Origin of the sequence: Pseudomonas sp. ENNP23 (assembly GCF_001728945.1) — a bacterium.
Lineage (GTDB): Bacteria > Pseudomonadota > Gammaproteobacteria > Pseudomonadales > Pseudomonadaceae > Metapseudomonas > Metapseudomonas otitidis.
This window is the reverse complement of record NZ_LYSP01000003.1, coordinates 1-16026: the sequence shown is the minus strand read 5'-3', so window position 1 is coordinate 16026 and position 16026 is coordinate 1. Positions and strand designations below refer to the sequence as shown.

At 68.4% G+C, this 16026-nt stretch carries 16 protein-coding genes; 11 read left to right on the top strand and 5 right to left on the bottom strand.

Features of this window, described 5'->3' with window-relative positions:
* Positions 1 to 122: 122 nt before the first annotated feature.
* Entirely contained in the window at positions 123 to 1046 is a 924-nt protein-coding gene (locus A9G05_RS02290; protein WP_069559442.1) for an SdiA-regulated domain-containing protein, read from the top strand.
* A gap of 37 nt (positions 1047 to 1083) precedes the next feature.
* On the opposite strand, the gene A9G05_RS02285 is transcribed toward A9G05_RS02290, so the two are convergent.
* Entirely contained in the window at positions 1084 to 2325 is a 1242-nt protein-coding gene (locus A9G05_RS02285; RefSeq protein WP_069559441.1) for a tetratricopeptide repeat protein, read from the bottom strand.
* 146 nt (positions 2326 to 2471) lie between these two features.
* Entirely contained in the window at positions 2472 to 3143 is a 672-nt protein-coding gene (rpiA, locus tag A9G05_RS02280; RefSeq protein WP_044402277.1) for a ribose-5-phosphate isomerase RpiA, read from the bottom strand.
* Between the two features lie 141 nt (positions 3144 to 3284).
* Between rpiA and ilvA the strand changes: the two genes are divergently transcribed.
* From ilvA to A9G05_RS02260, 4 genes are read left to right on the top strand one after another with little or no spacing between them, the layout of a single operon-like run.
* Entirely contained in the window at positions 3285 to 4799 is a 1515-nt protein-coding gene (gene ilvA, locus A9G05_RS02275; RefSeq protein WP_069559440.1) for a threonine ammonia-lyase, biosynthetic, read from the top strand.
* 53 nt (positions 4800 to 4852) lie between these two features.
* Entirely contained in the window at positions 4853 to 5293 is a 441-nt protein-coding gene (locus A9G05_RS02270; protein WP_069559439.1) for a DUF2269 family protein, read from the top strand.
* Between the two features lies 1 nt (position 5294).
* Entirely contained in the window at positions 5295 to 6578 is a 1284-nt protein-coding gene (locus A9G05_RS02265) for a DoxX-like family protein (protein WP_069559438.1), read from the top strand.
* Positions 6575 to 7042, top strand: a complete 468-nt coding sequence (locus A9G05_RS02260) for a DUF2269 domain-containing protein (RefSeq protein ID WP_069559437.1) — start codon at positions 6575 to 6577, stop codon at positions 7040 to 7042. The genes A9G05_RS02265 and A9G05_RS02260 overlap by 4 nt, the downstream gene beginning before the upstream one ends.
* 27 nt (positions 7043 to 7069) lie before the next feature.
* Here A9G05_RS02260 and A9G05_RS02255 read toward each other — a convergent pair whose 3' ends face one another.
* On the bottom strand, positions 7070 to 7723 hold the full coding sequence (locus tag A9G05_RS02255; protein WP_069559436.1) for an HAD family phosphatase: 654 nt from the start codon (positions 7721 to 7723) through the stop codon (positions 7070 to 7072).
* Between the two features lie 144 nt (positions 7724 to 7867).
* Between A9G05_RS02255 and A9G05_RS02250 the strand changes: the two genes are divergently transcribed.
* A complete protein-coding gene (locus tag A9G05_RS02250; protein WP_044402295.1) occupies positions 7868 to 8347 on the top strand; it encodes an RNA pyrophosphohydrolase in 480 nt (159 codons plus the stop codon).
* A gap of 22 nt (positions 8348 to 8369) precedes the next feature.
* Entirely contained in the window at positions 8370 to 10649 is a 2280-nt protein-coding gene (gene ptsP / locus A9G05_RS02245) for a phosphoenolpyruvate--protein phosphotransferase (protein WP_069559435.1), read from the top strand.
* Positions 10650 to 10750: 101 nt separating this feature from the next.
* Here ptsP and A9G05_RS02240 read toward each other — a convergent pair whose 3' ends face one another.
* Complete coding sequence (locus A9G05_RS02240) at positions 10751 to 11506, bottom strand: NRDE family protein (RefSeq protein WP_069559434.1); 756 nt, start codon at positions 11504 to 11506, stop codon at positions 10751 to 10753.
* 162 nt (positions 11507 to 11668) lie between these two features.
* Between A9G05_RS02240 and A9G05_RS02235 the strand changes: the two genes are divergently transcribed.
* Genes A9G05_RS02235 through A9G05_RS02220 form a run of 4 tightly spaced genes read left to right on the top strand, consistent with a single transcriptional unit; the run spans position 11669 to position 15104 of the window.
* On the top strand, positions 11669 to 12451 hold the full coding sequence (locus tag A9G05_RS02235) for a sulfite exporter TauE/SafE family protein (RefSeq protein WP_069559433.1): 783 nt from the start codon (positions 11669 to 11671) through the stop codon (positions 12449 to 12451).
* 9 nt (positions 12452 to 12460) lie between these two features.
* Positions 12461 to 13264, top strand: coding sequence for a prolipoprotein diacylglyceryl transferase (gene lgt / locus A9G05_RS02230; RefSeq protein WP_069559432.1), 804 nt, complete (start codon positions 12461 to 12463; stop codon positions 13262 to 13264).
* Positions 13261 to 14055 carry a thymidylate synthase gene (locus tag A9G05_RS02225; protein WP_069559431.1) on the top strand — a complete coding sequence of 265 codons (795 nt, stop codon included), beginning with the start codon at positions 13261 to 13263 and terminating at the stop codon, positions 14053 to 14055. Before lgt ends, A9G05_RS02225 begins: the two co-directional genes overlap by 4 nt.
* Positions 14056 to 14105: 50 nt before the next feature.
* Complete coding sequence (locus tag A9G05_RS02220) at positions 14106 to 15104, top strand: ribonuclease T(2) (RefSeq protein WP_069559430.1); 999 nt, start codon at positions 14106 to 14108, stop codon at positions 15102 to 15104.
* 18 nt (positions 15105 to 15122) lie between these two features.
* On the opposite strand, the gene A9G05_RS02215 is transcribed toward A9G05_RS02220, so the two are convergent.
* On the bottom strand, positions 15123 to 16026 hold a 904-nt coding region (locus tag A9G05_RS02215), incomplete at its 5' end, for a DUF3482 domain-containing protein (protein WP_069559429.1).

Below are 16026 nucleotides of genomic sequence, written 5' to 3'. Positions count from 1 at the left end.
AACGGTGGGGGCAGGTTCATGCGTCGGGGCGGGCATTAAGGTTGGTTTCAGGCATCACCCTGGCGCACTGCGGTATTCTCGCCGCGCCTCCTGAGTCCCCTGAGTCCCCTGAGTCCGTCCTGATGCGCTCCTTCCTGCGTCCCCGTTGGCTGGTTTCCGGCCTGTTGTTCTGTGTGTTCGTGCTGCTGGGCATCGCTGCCCAGGAGTTTCGCCTGTTCGAGCGAGGCTGGTTCAGCTTGCAAGAATGGCGCCACGCTTCGGAATGGCGGGAGCGCTCCATCTGGCTGCCCGACTACCAGGTGACGGTCGAGGCGCGCCCCATCGAGGGGCTGGATGCCGATGTATCGGCGCTGACCTACGACCCGGAGCGCCACAGCCTGCTCACGGTGACCAACAAGCGTCCGCAGATCATCGAGCTTTCGCTGGACGGCCACATCGTCCGGCGCATCGATCTGGAAGGTTTCGGCGACCCCGAGGCCATCGAGTACGTCGCCCCCGGCACCTACGTCATCACCGACGAGCGCCAGCAGCGGCTGATCAAGGTGAAGCTGGACGAGCACACCACCCGTGTGGATGCCGCCGAGTCCCAGCAGCTCTCCCTGGGCATCGGCCTGAACGGCAACAAGGGCTTCGAGGGGCTGGCCTACGACACGGCGGGCCAGCGCCTGTTCGTGGCCAAGGAGCGCGACCCGGTGCGCATCTACGAGATCCACGGCTTCCCCCACACCAACCCGGATAAGCCCTTCGCCGTGCACGTGGTGGATGACCCCGAGCGAGATGCCGGGCTGTTCGTGCGCGACCTGTCGAGCCTGCAATACGACGAGCGCAGCGGTCATCTGCTGGCGCTGTCCGACGAGTCGCGGCTGGTGCTGGAAATCAACGCCGACGGCCGCCCCATCAGCACCCTGTCCCTGCTGCGCGGCATGCACGGGTTGAAGGCCAGCGTCCCCCAGGCCGAGGGTGTGGCGATGGATAACGAGGGGAACCTGTACCTGGTGAGCGAGCCGAACCTGTTCTACGTGTTCAGCCGGCCGGCTCGGGATTGAACCCGGGCACCTCGGGAGAGGTGCCCGGAAAGCCCCGTCAGTACCAGGGGCGTTCGACCAGGGGAAGGTCGAGGGATTTGTCGCGGTAGTTCGCCTGGGCAGTCTTGATGTCGCTGCGCAGGGTCTTGGCCTGCTGGACGAGGTCGTTCATTTCCGCCTCCGACGGGCTGTAGCCGGCACCCGCCAGCAGCACCAGGGCCGTTTTGCCGTCCTGGTTGCCATCGGCCAGGGCCACGCTTGCCCAGATGAACGTCTGCTTGAAGTCGCGCTTGAGCAGATTGAGGGCGGTGGCGTTGCTCTGGCCAAAGGCCGAGCCCGTGCGGGCGTCGGCATCGCACCAGGCCAGCACCTGTTCCGCCTGGGCGGGGTCGCCACGACCCATCTTGCGTTTCAGGGGTGGGGCGAACAGGCGGCAACCCAGTTCGGAAGCGAGTCGATCGCCTTTGGCGGATGTCTCGGCCAGCAGCGCGCGATAGTCGGCCTCGCTGATCAGGGCATCCTCGCCGTCGCCGATGGCGCCGGCCAGGTAGAGCAGCTTCACCCGGGCGTTGCTCTCGGCGTACTGCTCGAAGACGGCGCGGCGGCGGGCTTCATCGGCCAGTGCGGGGATGTGGCCGTCGAACAGACCCATGAGGATCGGCGGATAGCCGTAGGGGCCGTGCTGCGCCAGGTATTCGTAGGCCGTAACGACCTTCTCCGGGGCGAGCTTGCCCAGGGTGGGGTTGCCGTAGAGGTTGGCCAGCGCCAGGTTGGCGTGCAGGCGATGGCCTTCCACGGGGTCTTTCTCGGCCACATCGAGCAGGAGGCGTTCGCCCTGGTCGACGTCCTGGCGGAACGGCGGATTGCCGTTCAGCAGGGCCAGGCCCAGCAGCAGCTTGGCGGTGTATGAGCCTTGGCTTGCGCCCTTCTCCAGGAAGTTCTTCGCCTGCTGCAGGTCCACCTTCTGGCCGAACTGCGCGTCTTCGACGTAGCGGCTCAGCATGTAGGAGGCGTCGCCGTTGCCGTTGAGGGACGACTGGGTATAGAGCGCGAAGGCCTTGTTGTAGTCCTGGGCGACGCCGTCGCCACGCTCGTACATCTTGGCCAGCATGTACTGCGCGCGGGGCTCCTTGTCTTCGGCGGCGCTTTCCAGCAGCTCATGGGCTTCCTGCAACTGTTGCGCAGCGGTGGTGTCGGGGCGGTAGAGGCTGATGGCCTTGTCGGTCTTCTCGATGGGGGTTTCGAAGCAGCCGGTCAGCAGGGCGCACAGCACCAGGGGGATGAAGGTTTCCTTCTTCATGGCATTCCTTGAGGGGTGGGGGATGTATCGCGGCGCAGAGCCTAACAGAGCCTCAAGACTGGTGGCACTTTGATAGTCGATGGCGAGCGTCTGAAGACGCCGATGTTGCAGGGCGTGCCCGGCGCGTTGCACGCCGGGCGCTGTCATCAGGCCTTGAGCGTCTTCACGCCTTCGGCGGTGCCGAGCAGCAGCAGGTCGGCCGGGCGGGCGGCGAAGAGGCCGTTGGTGACCACGCCGACGATGGCGTTGATCTGCGCTTCCAGGCCCTTCGGGTCGACGATGGAGAGGTTATGCACGTCGAGGATGATGTTGCCGTTGTCGGTGACGACGCCTTCGCGGTAGACCGGGTCGCCGCCCAGTTTCACCAGTTGGCGGGCCACGTGGCTGCGGGCCATGGGGATGACTTCCACCGGCAGCGGGAAGGCGCCCAGCACCGGCACCAGCTTGCTGGCGTCGGCGATGCAGATGAAGGTACGCGCCACGGCGGCGACGATCTTCTCGCGGGTCAGTGCGGCACCGCCGCCCTTGATCAGGTTCAGGTGCTCGTCGCTCTCGTCGGCGCCGTCCACGTAGAACTCCAGGGCGTCCACGGTGTTCAGGTCGTAGACCGGGATGCCATGGCCCTTCAGGCGCTGCGCAGTGGCCTCGGAGCTGGCGACGGCGCCGTCGAAGGCCATCTTGTGGCGGGCCAGGGCGTCGATGAAGAAGTTGGCGGTGGAGCCGGTGCCGACGCCGATGACGCTTTTGCTGTCGATCAGCGGAAGGATGTGGTCGACGGCGGCCTGGGCGACGGCCTGCTTGAGCTGGTCCTGGTTCATGCGGGGGTCCACGTTGTGAGGGGTATCCGAGGGCGCGCAGTATAGCCGCTCGCCACGGCAAAACCCCGTATCCCGTGTGGTCGGTCGACGGACGCCTGCGGTAGACTCGCCGCTCCCGCCCCGCCCGCCAGTGAAGCCGTGATGCTCGAAGACTACGTCAAGAAGACCCTCACCTCGCGCGTTTATGACGTCGCGGTGGAAACCCCGCTGCAACGCGCGCCACGCCTGACCGAGCGCCTCGGCAACCAGGTGCTGCTCAAGCGCGAGGACCTGCAGCCGGTCTTCTCCTTCAAGATCCGCGGGGCCTACAACAAGCTGGCCCAGCTGTCCGCCGAGGAACTGGCCCGTGGCGTGGTCACTGCCTCGGCCGGCAATCACGCCCAGGGCCTGGCCCTGGCGGCCCGCGAGTTGGGCATCGAAGCCACCATCGTCATGCCGCGCACCACCCCCGAGCTGAAGGTCCAGGGCGTGCGCGCCCGGGGCGGCAAGGTGGTGCTGCACGGCGACGCCTTCCCCGAGGCGCTGGCCTATTCGCTGAAGCTGGTGGAGGAGAAGGGCTTCGTCTACATCCACCCCTACGACGACCCCCATGTGATCGCCGGGCAGGGCACGGTGGCGATGGAGATCCTCCGCCAGCACCCGGGGCGCCTGGATGCCATCTTCGTGCCGGTGGGCGGCGGCGGCCTGATCGCCGGCATCGCCGCCTACGTGAAGTACCTGCGCCCGGACGTGAAGGTGATCGGCGTCGAGCCGGACGATTCCAACTGCCTGCAGGCCGCCATGGCTGCCGGCGAGCGCGTGGTGCTGGGCCAGGTCGGGCTGTTCGCCGACGGTGTGGCGGTGGCGCAGATCGGCCAGCACACCTTCGACATCTGCCGTCATCACGTCGATGAAGTGGTGACCGTCAGCACCGACGAGATCTGCGCGGCGATCAAGGACATCTACGACGACACCCGCTCCATCACCGAGCCCGCCGGCGCCCTGGCCGTGGCAGGCATCAAGCGTTACGTCGAGCGCGAGGGCATCGAGGGCCAGACCCTGGTAGCCATCGACTCCGGCGCCAACATCAACTTCGACCGCCTGCGCCATGTGGCCGAGCGCGCGGAGCTGGGCGAGAAGCGCGAGGCAATTATCGCGGTGACCATCCCCGAGCGGCCGGGCAGCTTCAAGGCGTTCTGCGAGGCCATCGGCAAGCGCCAGATCACCGAGTTCAACTACCGCTACAACACCGACGACGAGGCACACATCTTCGTCGGCGTGCAGACCCACCCGCTCAACGACCCCCGCGAGGCGCTGGTCAACGGCCTGCGCGAGCAGGGCTTCCCGGTGCTGGACCTGACCGACAACGAGCTGGCCAAGCTGCACATCCGCCACATGGTGGGCGGTCGTGCGCCCCGGGTGGAGGGCGAGTCGATCTTCCGCTTCGAATTCCCCGAGCGCCCCGGTGCGCTGTTCAACTTCCTCGACAAGCTGGGCGGGCGCTGGAACATCACCCTGTTCCACTACCGCAACCACGGCGCCGCCGACGGCCGCGTGGTGGCGGGGCTGCAGGTGCCGGCGGAGGAGCGCCACCTGGTGCCCGAGGCCCTCGCCGCCATCGGCTACCCCTACTGGGACGAAACGGAAAACCCGGCCTACCGGCTGTTCCTCAGCTGAGGCCGCAGACCGGGCGACTACACTGAGCCCGTCGCCCGATTGGAGGAAGGATGATGGACGCTGACCTGCTGCTGGGCCTCAACGGCCTGGCGATCGCCCTGCTGATGGCGGTGGCCCTCCTGCTGTTCTGGTTCGTCCTGCGAGCCTGGCACGGCGCCCTGCGCGGCTGGGCACCGAGCCCGCGCCAGGCTGCGCTGTTCGGGGTGCCGGCGTTGCTGCTGCTGGGCCTCGCTGCGCCGGTGTCCGGCTGGCTGGTGCTGGACCAGCGCGGCATTCCCCTGGGCCTGACCTGGGTACTGGGCAGCAGCCTGCTCTACCTGCTGGCTGGCATCGCCTGGCTGCTGGCCAGTCGCCGCCTGCTGGTGCTGCACGCCGGCCCGGCCGAACTGGCCACCCCGCGTGGGCGCTTCCTCGGCTTCAGCCTCGGCTATGCCACCCTGGGTCTGATCCTGCTGCTGGTGATCCTCGGCCTCATCCTCGTGCGGCCGGCCTGACTTGTCGTTCACTCGCATCCTGCTGGTCGGTGCCAGCGGTTTCATCGGCCAGCGCCTGCTGGCCGCTCTCCTCGGCGCGGGCCATAGCCTGGTGGCTACCTCTTGCACCGGCAGCGGAGTTCCCTGCCCGGGCGTGGAGTGGCGCGCCCTCGACCTCGAACGCTTGGCGGGTGACCCCGACTGCTTCCCCTGGCCGGCGGGTGTGGACCTGGTGATCAACGCCGCCGGCGCGCTGCTGCCCGATTCCGCACGACTGGAAAGGCTGCAGGCGGATGGGGCCAAGGCCCTCTTCGACCTCGCGGCCCGCCATGGCGCTGCGGTGCTGCAACTCTCCGCGCTGGGGGCGGGCGATCACCCGGATGTGCCCTTCCTGGCCAGCAAGGCGCGGGCGGATGCGCACCTGCTCGGCCTCGGCATACCCGCCGTGGTGCTGCGCCCGTCCCTGGTGCTGGGTGAAGGCGGCGCCAGCAGCGGCTGGCTGGAAGCCCTGGCCTGCCTGCCCGTCGCACCCCTGCCGGATGTCGGCGCGCGCAGCCGTCCGGTGCATGTGGACGACCTGGCCGGCGCAGTGCTGGCGCTGGTCCGCCACTGGCCGGCACAGCCCTGTGCGGTGCCGCTGGTGGGCCCCGACGTTCTCACCCAGGGCGGCCTGCTGGACCTGCTCCGTCAGGTGCGGGGGCGCGGCCCCGGCCGCTGGCTGCACCTGCCCGGTGCGCTCGCAGCGCCGGGCGCGCGGGCTGCTCGTTGGTTCAGTTGGCGGGCCCTCGACCCTCAATTGATGACCCTGGCGCGGCGCGACAACCTCGCCGAGCCGGATGCCCTGGCAGCGCTCTGCGGCTATCGCGCGGTGCCCCTGGCCCTGCGCCTGGCCAGTGGCTGGCCGCAGCCGGAGCGGGTCATCGCCCGCCTGATGCGCCCCGCCATGCTGGCCGTGCTGGCGCTGATCTGGCTGGGGACGGCCTTCGTCTGCCTGGGGCCGGGGTACGACTGGGGGCTGCGCATCATGGCCGACATGGGCGTGAATGGTTGGCCGGCGAGCCTGGCGGTGGTCAGCGGTTCGCTGCTGGATGCCGCGCTGGGGCTCGGGCTGCTGGTCCGCCGATGGCGCGTGCGCGCCTTGCAGGCCCAACTGGGCCTGATGCTGCTCTACACCCTGCTGATCACCCTGCTGCTGCCCCACTACTGGGCCGACCCCTATGCGGCGGTCGGCAAGAACCTAGTGCTCATGGTCGCCACCCTCTGGGTGCTGTGGCTGGAGCCCCCATCACGGACGCCTGCCCGATGAGCCTGTACCTGCTGCTGAAGACCCTGCACATCCTCTCCTCCACCCTGCTGTTCGGCACCGGGCTGGGGTCGGCCTACTACGCCCTGCGGGCCTGGCGCAGCCAACGGCTGGAGGTGATCGCGGTGACCTTCCGCCACCTGGTCACCGCCGATTGGCTGTTCATCGCCACCACGGCGGTGTTCCAGCCCCTCAGCGGGCTGGCGCTGGCGAAGGTGGCGGGCTGGCCGCTGAACCAGTTCTGGATTCTCTGGAGCGTGGGGCTCTACGTGTTCGCCGGGCTGTGCTGGCTGCCGGTGGTGTGGTTGCAGATACGTGTGCGCGACATGGCCGCCCAGGCACTGGCCAGCGGCCAGGCCCTGCCGGAACGGGCCTTCCTCTATATGCGCATCTGGTTCGTTCTGGGCTGGCCGGCGTTCATCGCCTTCGTGGCGATCTTCTTCCTGATGGTGGCCAAGCCGCTCTGACGGGCCGCCGGGCGCGGCCCGCGTGGGTCAGCGCAGCGAGATCACCGCCCAGCCACGGGCCTGGGCCTCGGCACGCAGGCGGTCGTCCGGGTCGACGGCCACTGGGCGGCTGACCCGTTCCAGCAGAGGCATGTCGTTCACCGAGTCGCTGTAGAAGCTGGCGTCGTCCAGGCTCAGGCCGTTCTCCGTCAGCCAGCGCTCCAGGCGCACCACCTTGCCTTCGCGGAAGCACGGCACGTCGGTGCTGCGGCCGGTGTAGCGGCCGTCCAGCATCTCGCACTCGGTGGCCAGCAGGTCGTCCACGCCCAGGCGCTCGGCGATCGGGCCGGTGATGAAGCGGTTGGTGGCGGTGATGATCACCAGGCGGTCGCCGGCGGCGCGGTGCTCGTCCAGCAGCGCCTCGCCCTTGGCCAGCAGGATCGGCTCGATGCGGTCGCGCATGAATTCACGGTGCCAGGTGGCCAGTTGCTCCAGGTCGTGACGGCCGAGGATCTCCTGGCAGAAGTCCTGGTAGGCCTGCACGTCGAGGGTGCCGGCCAGGTAGTCCCGGTAGAAGGCGTCGTTGCGTGCCCGGTAGGTGGAGGCGTCCACCAGGCCGCGTTCGCAGAGGTACTCGCCCCAGGCATGGTCGCTGTCACCGCCGAGGAGGGTGTTGTCGAGGTCGAAAAGGGCCAGGCGCACGTCTATCACCTTGCTGGAAGCTGCCGAAGGCCGCGCAGGATAACCCCTTTTCCAGGGGCTGCCCATCGCGTGAAAAGCCCGCATTGCCGCGTTTACAGGCTTTGTGGAACAATGCCGCGACATGCGCAAGCGAGGTTGTCCGCTGTGATCGATCCTGATGGTTTCCGCCCCAATGTCGGCATCATTCTCGCCAATGATGTCGGGCAGGTGCTTTGGGCGCGACGCATCAATCAGGACGCCTGGCAGTTCCCCCAAGGGGGCATCAACCCACGAGAAACGCCCGAAGAGGCGCTGTTCCGCGAATTGAACGAAGAAGTCGGCCTCGAAGAGCAGGATGTGAAGATCCTGGCATGCACCCGTGGCTGGCTGCGCTATCGTCTGCCGCAGCGCCTGGTGCGCACGCACAGCCAGCCGCTGTGCATCGGCCAGAAGCAGAAGTGGTTCCTGTTGCGCCTGAAGTCCGATGAGACCCGGGTGCGCATGGACCTGACCGGCAAGCCCGAGTTCGATGGGTGGCGCTGGGTCAGCTACTGGTACCCGCTTGGACAGGTCGTGACCTTCAAGCGAGAAGTCTATCGTCGCGCCCTCAAGGAACTCGCCCCGCGCCTGCTGGCGCAAGACTGACCCGGAGAAAGGCTACACGGCCATGCTCAATACCCTGCGCAAGATCGTCCAGGAAGTGAACGCCGCCAAGGATCTCAAGGCGGCGCTGGCGATCATCGTGCAGCGGGTGAAGGAGGCCATGGGCAGCCAGGTCTGCTCGGTGTATCTGCTGGACCCCGAGGCCAACCGCTTCGTGCTGATGGCCACCGAGGGCCTCAACAAACGCTCCATCGGCAAGGTCAGCATGGCCCCCAACGAAGGCCTGGTGGGCCTGGTGGGCACCCGCGAAGAACCGCTGAACCTCGAGAACGCCGCCGACCACCCCCGTTACCGCTACTTCGCCGAGACCGGCGAGGAGCGCTACGCCTCCTTCCTCGGCGCGCCGATCATCCACCACCGTCGGGTGATGGGCGTGCTGGTGGTGCAGCAGAAGGAGCGCCGCCAGTTCGACGAGGGCGAGGAAGCCTTCCTCGTCACCATGAGCGCCCAGCTCGCGGGCGTCATCGCCCATGCCGAGGCCACCGGTTCCATCCGTGGCCTGGGTCGCCAGGGCAAGGGCATCCAGGAAGCCAAGTTTGTCGGCGTGCCCGGTGCGCCGGGCGCTGCCGTGGGCACCGCCGTGGTGGTGCTGCCGCCGGCCGACCTGGAGGTAGTGCCCGACCGCCCGGTGGATGACATCGAGGCCGAGGTCGAGCGCTTCAAGCAGGCCCTGGAGTCCGTGCGTGAAGACATGCGCCGCCTGTCGAGCAAGCTGGCCACCCAGCTGCGCCCCGAGGAGCGGGCGTTGTTCGACGTCTACCTGATGATGCTCGACGACGCCTCCATCGGCCTGGAGGTGAAGAAGGTCATCCGCTCCGGCCAGTGGGCCCAGGGTGCCCTGCGCCAGGTGGTGATGGAGCACGTCAAGCGTTTCGAGCTGATGGACGACGCCTACCTGCGCGAGCGCGCATCCGACGTCAAGGACCTCGGGCGCCGCCTGCTCGCCTACCTGCAGGAAGAGCGCAAGCAGAACCTGGTCTACCAGGACAACACCATCCTGGTCAGCGAGGAGCTGTCCCCCGCCATGCTCGGCGAAGTGCCGGAAGGCAAGCTGGTGGGCCTGATCTCCGTCCTCGGTTCCGGCAACTCCCACGTCGCCATCCTGGCCCGTGCCATGGGGATTCCCACGGTCATGGGCGTGGTCGACCTGCCCTATTCCAAGGTTGATGGCATCGAGCTGATCGTCGATGGCTATCACGGCGAAGTCTTCACCAACCCCTCCGAGGAACTGCGCAAGCAGTACGGCGAAGTGGTCGAGGAGGAGCGCCAGTTGGTCAAGGGCCTCGACGCCCTGCGCAGCCTGCCGTGCGAGACCCTCGACGGCCACCGCATGCCGCTGTGGGTCAACACCGGCCTGCTGGCCGACGTGACCCGCGCCCAGGAGCGCGGCGCCGAAGGCGTCGGCCTGTACCGCACCGAAGTGCCGTTCATGATCAACGAGCGCTTCCCCAGCGAGAAGGAGCAGCTCGCCATCTACCGCGAGCAGCTCGCCGCCTTCCATCCGCTGCCGGTGACCATGCGCACCCTGGACATCGGTGGCGACAAGGCGCTCTCCTACTTCCCCATCAAGGAAAGCAACCCCTTCCTCGGCTGGCGCGGCATCCGCGTCACCCTCGACCACCCGGAAATCTTCCTGGTGCAGGTGCGCGCCATGCTCAAGGCCAGCGAGGGCCTGAACAACCTGCGCATCCTCCTGCCGATGATCTCCGGCGTGCAGGAGCTTGAAGAGTCCCTGCACCTGATCCACCGCGCCTGGGGCGAGGTCCGCGACGAGGGCGTGGACATCCCCATGCCGCCGGTGGGCGTGATGATCGAGATCCCCGCCGCCGTGTACCAGACCCGCGAGCTGGCGCGTCAGGTGGACTTCCTCTCGGTCGGCTCCAACGACCTCACCCAGTACCTGCTCGCCGTAGACCGCAACAACCCGCGCGTGGCCGACCTCTATGACTACCTGCATCCCGCCGTGCTCCAGGCACTGCTCAAGGTGGTCAACGACGCCCATGCCGAGGGCAAGCCCGTCAGCATCTGCGGCGAGATGGCCGGTGACCCGGCGGCGGCCGTGCTGCTGCTGGCCATGGGCTTCGACAGCCTGTCGATGAACGCCACCAACCTGCCCAAGGTGAAATGGCTGCTGCGTCAGCTCAGCCTGAGCAAGGCCCGCGAGCTCCTTGACCAGTTGATGGGCATCGACAACCCCCAAGTCATCCACAGCGCGCTGCACCTCGCCCTGCGCAACCTGGGCCTGGGCCGCGTGATCAACCCGGCGGCGACCATCCAGGCCTGAGCCACCACCCCGGCAATTCCCTTGAGCCGGGATGGGGACCTACCACGACTTCAGCGCTCGCTCCGCCGGGAGCGGGTTTGCCTGTGCGCCGGCCTGCCGCCCTAGCGCGTGCGCAGGTTCAGGTGCACGTCGTCCAGCGGCTTGCCGAACGGGCCGAAGCCGCGCTCCACCACTTCGCGGCTGCCGTCCTCGCGCACGATCAGGGCCGTCGTGGCGCGGGTGCCATAGGTGCGGCTGGCGATGAACACGGGCGACAGCATGCGCTCGGTCTCCAGGCCCACGCCGGTGTCCGGCAGGGTCGCGTCCGAGGCCGGTTGCGGATCATGCATGAGGTTCAGCAGGTCGCCCGGCCGCGCGATATCCAGGCACTCGGCCAGGGCGGCCTTGGTCTTGCGCACCTTCGGCCAGGGGGTGTCGAGGTCGGCATTGGACAGCCCGTAGAGACCCGCCTCCAGGCGACGCGGCCCCGCGCCTCGGGAATGCAGGAACCACAGCTCACGGCCGTCCCCCACCAGCAGGTTGAAGCCCGCGTAATCCGCCGCGCGACGGTGCGCCTCGGCCATGAAGGCCTCCGGGGTTTGCGTGCCGCCGAGGAAGCCCACGCACAGCTCGCCCCGTGAGCGACCGGTGGCCGGATGGCGTGGGTCGCGGATGTTGGTCAGCGCCGCGAAGCGCCCGCCCTGCCCCAGGCCGAGCCAGGTGCCGCCGGCTTCCAGGTCACGCCCGGCGTGCAGGCCCGGCACGTCGTGCCAGGCGCCGAGAGCGCGGGTCGGACGCTCGTAGAACTCGTCGCGATTGGCGGCCAGTACCAGCGGTGTGGCGTGTCCCGGGCGCCAGGCGAAGGTGATCAGGCACATGGTGAGACTCCTTCTCCGTGATCCTCGGCCGAGTCTAGGGGCTGTAGGAAAAGGCGTCGAGCAGACCGACGATTCGCGCAGTGCGGCGGGAACGACCGTCGCCCTGATTGGAGCGGCAAGCGGCCTTCCGTTACCATGCCGCTTTGCTTCCGGGGGTGTCGCTTGGAATTCCTGCTCTACCTGGTGCTCGGCGCCTTCGCCGGGGTGCTGGCCGGCCTGTTCGGCGTCGGCGGCGGCATGATCATCGTGCCGGTGCTGGTGTTCAGCTTCACCGCCCAGGGGTTCGATCCGAGCGTCCTCACCCACCTGGCGGTGGGCACCTCCCTGGCGACCATCATCTTCACTTCGATCAACGCCGTGCGCGAACACCACCGCAAGGGCGCAGTGCGCTGGGCGATCTTCGCCTGGATGACCCTGGGCATCCTGCTCGGTGCCGCCATTGGCGCCTACACCGCCAAGCTGATCCAGGGCCCGATGCTGCAGAAGATCATCGGCTGCTTCGCCATCCTGGTGTCCCTGCAGATGGCCCTCGACTTCAAGCCCAAGGCCAGCCGTGACGTTCCCGGCAAGCCCGGCCTCACCTTTGCCGGTGTGTTCATCGGCTGGGCCTCGGCGATCTTCGGCATCGGCGGCGGCTCCCTCACCGTGCCCTTCCTCAGTTGGCGCAGCGTGCCGATGCAGCAGGCGGTGGCCACCTCCTCTGCTTGCGGCCTGCCGATCGCCATCGCCAGCGCTCTGTCGTTCATGGTGCTGGGCTGGAACCGCGAACATTTGCCGCCGCACAGTGTCGGATTCGTCTATCTCCCGGCGCTGGTAGGAATCGCCCTCACCAGCATGTTCTTCGCCCGTTTGGGCGCGCGTCTGGCCCACCGGTTGCCTCCGCGCCTGCTCAAGCGCCTGTTCGCCCTGCTGCTGTTCTCGGTCGGGCTGAGTTTTCTGATCTAAGGAGTCGTGATGCTGGCTTATCCCCAGATCGATCCGGTGGCGTTCAGCCTCGGTCCCCTGAAAATCCACTGGTACGGGATCATGTACCTGATCGGCATCGGCGGTGCCTGGTTGCTGGCCTCTCGCCGGCTGGAGCGCTTCGACCCGACCTGGACCAGGGAGAAACTCTCCGACCTGGTGTTCTGGGTCGCCCTCGGGGTGATCGCCGGCGGGCGCCTGGGCTACGTGCTGTTCTACGACCTGTCGGCCTACCTGGCCGAGCCGCTGCTGATCCTCAAGGTCTGGCAGGGCGGCATGTCCTTCCACGGTGGCCTGATCGGCGTGATGCTCGCCACCCTCTGGTTCGGCCAGCGCAACAACAAGAGCTTCTTCCAGCTCATGGACTTCATCGCCCCGCTGGTGCCCATCGGCCTGGGCGCCGGGCGCATTGGCAACTTCATCAACGCCGAGCTGTGGGGCAAGGCCAGCGACGTGCCCTGGGCGATGATCTTCCCCACCGACCCGGCGCACCTGCCGCGCCATCCGTCGCAGCTCTATCAGTTCGCCCTGGAAGGGGTCGCGCTGTTCGCCATCCTCTGGTTCTATTCGCGCAAGCCGCGTCCGACCATGGCGGTTTCCGGGATGTTCGCGCTGTTCTACGGCCTCTTCCGCTTCGCCGTGGAGTTCGTCCGCGTACCGGACGCCCAGCTCGGCTACCTGGCCTTCGGCTGGCTCACCATGGGCCAGATCCTCTGCCTGCCGATGATCATCGGCGGCCTCGCACTGATCGTCTGGGCGCACCGCCGTGAAGCCGCCCAAGGAGTCACCCCGTGAAGCAGTACCTCGACCTGATGCGCCTGGTGCGCGAAACCGGCACCTTCAAGAGCGACCGCACCGGCACCGGCACCTACAGCGTGTTCGGCCATCAGATGCGCTTCGACCTGGCCGAGGGCTTCCCCCTGGTGACCACCAAGAAGTGCCACCTGAAGTCCATCATCCATGAGCTGCTGTGGTTCCTGCAGGGCGACACCAACATCCGCTACCTCAAGGAAAATGGCGTCTCCATCTGGGACGAATGGGCCGACGAGAACGGCGACCTGGGCCCGGTCTATGGCTACCAGTGGCGCAACTGGCCGGCGCCCAACGGCGAATCCATCGACCAGATCACCAAGCTGATCGAGATGATCCGCAAGAACCCCGACTCGCGCCGCCTGATCGTCTCCGCCTGGAACCCGGCCCTGGTGGACCAGATGGCCCTGCCGCCCTGCCACGCGCTGTTCCAGTTCTACGTGGCCGACGGCAAGCTCAGCTGCCAGCTTTACCAGCGTTCGGCGGACATCTTCCTCGGCGTGCCCTTCAACATCGCCAGCTACGCCCTGCTGACCCTGATGGTGGCCCAGGTCTGCGACCTGGCCCCCGGCGAGTTCATCTGGACCGGCGGCGATTGCCACCTGTACGCCAACCACATCGAGCAGACCGACCTGCAGCTCACCCGCGAGCCGCTGCCGCTGCCCACCATGAAGCTCAACCCCGAGGTGAAGGACCTGCTGGCCTTCAAGTTCGAGGACTTCGAACTGGTGGGCTACCAGGCCCATCCGCACATCAAGGCCCCGGTCGCCGTCTGACCCCCGGCCGGGGCGCCCGCCCCGGCCCGCCTGCCCCAGGACAGCCCGCCATGAACGCCCCGCTCGCCGCCCTGCTCATCGGCCTCGTCGGCCTCTGGACCCTCGACGCCCATGCCGAGCCCGCCCAGGGCGGCTTCGTCGCCTCGCAGCACTGCGAGGCCTACCAGTCGATCCGCAAGCGCAGCAACCCCGATGGCGCCACCCTGCAACCGGGGCAGCGCTACCGGGTGGTGGAGGTCAACAAGCGGGACTACGACTGGCTGCGGGTGCGCCTGCCGGACAACGCCACGCCGCTGCGCTGGGTGCCGGTCGGCTGCGGCCAGGTGGAAGACCTCAGCCTTGGCGCCCGCCAGGGCACCGGGAATGCCGCCCAGGGCGAGGCCTGCAGCGTGCCGGGCCAGCATGACGGCTACGTCCTCGCCGCCACCTGGCAGCCCGGCTTCTGCGAGCACGTCGCCTACAAGGGGCGCAAGCCGGAGTGCGACGCCCTGGCCAGCGGTGACCTGCAACTGAACCACCTCACCCTCCACGGCCTCTGGCCCAACCGCCAGGCCTGCGGCACCCGCTACGGGCACTGCGCGGGACCGGCGCTGATGCTGGACGAAAGCACCCGCGCGACCCTGCGGCCATGGATGCCCAACGTCGGCTACAGCGACGACTTCAGCCGCTACCAGTGGGAGAAGCACGGCACCTGCCAGACCGACATGGATGCCAACGCCTACTTCCGCCGCGCCGCCGAGCTGGTGCGCCAGCTGGATGCCACTCGCGCCGGCCGGTACATCGCCAGCAACGTTGGCGGCGCCATCTCCCAGGCGGCGTTCTACCAGAAGGTCGGAGACGAGTTCGGCAGCCCCCGGGCCGGCAACAACTTTCTGCTGGTCTGCACCCAGGGTGGTTATTTGCAGGAAGTGCGGGTGAGCCTGCCCCGCGCGCTCAAGCCCGCCGACAGCCTGGTGGGGGTGATGGACGGCCAGTTCGCCGAGCGCCGCCCCGGTGACCGCAATGCCTGCCGGGACGATCGCATCCTCATCGAGGCCCCAGGCCTCTAGCCGCCCGCACCAACGCTTTCAAGCGGCCAGTTCGGCTGCCAGCCGCTCCAGCTCGGCCTGGCGTTCGGCCTGCTCCAGCTCCGCGCCGGGGTTCAGTGAGGACCACTCCGGGTGGGCCCGCGCCTTGCCCAGGGCGGCAGGCAACTTGCCCTGGCGCCACTGTTCGTCCGCCGGCGCGTCCACGCGGATCGCCTCGAACGCCGCATGACCGCGTAACTCCAGTGCCCGCAGCAGTTCCATCTGGCGCAGCGCCAAGAGCCGCAGGATGCCGTCGTCCACCGTCAGCTCGCGGTGCCCGCGCAGCTTGCCCAGCAGGCGCTGGCCGTAATGCCCGACCGTCTGCCAGGCGCCGCCCGCCAGCGCGCCGATGGCGGCCGCAGCGCCCAGGGTCAGCCCACCCACCAGCAGGTCCACCCCGGCACCCGCCGCCGCGCCGGCGGCCACGCCGCTGCCCAGGCGCACGCCGAGCTGGCGCAGGGTTTCCGGGTTGAACAGGTCATCGCCCCAGCGGCCGTCCAGCAGCGGCAGGTCGCTGGCGGCGGCATCCTCGCGGCTGAAGGCGTACAGCCGCAGCAGGGCTTCCACGCAACGCTGCTCGCGCTGGCGCACCTGCTGGCGCAAGGCTTCGGTTGCGGCCAGCAGGGCACTGGCTTCGGTGGCTACGCTGCGACGGCAGGCCGCCACGTCCAGCAGCAACTCGGCCACCAGGCGTTCGCCGGCCTGGCGGCGCAGCCGGCGCTGGGCCTGCTGGTCGTCCACCAGCCGCTGCAGTTGCGGGCGGCCGCGCTCCAGCAGCAGGGCCAGGCTGTCGTAGAGGCGCGGCTCGCCGTCCAGCGGCGGCGCCACGCTGTCGAAGCGCACCAGGGCGTGCAGGCCCAGCCGGGCCAGGGCCTCGCGCCACGGCTCGCCGCGCTGATCGTGG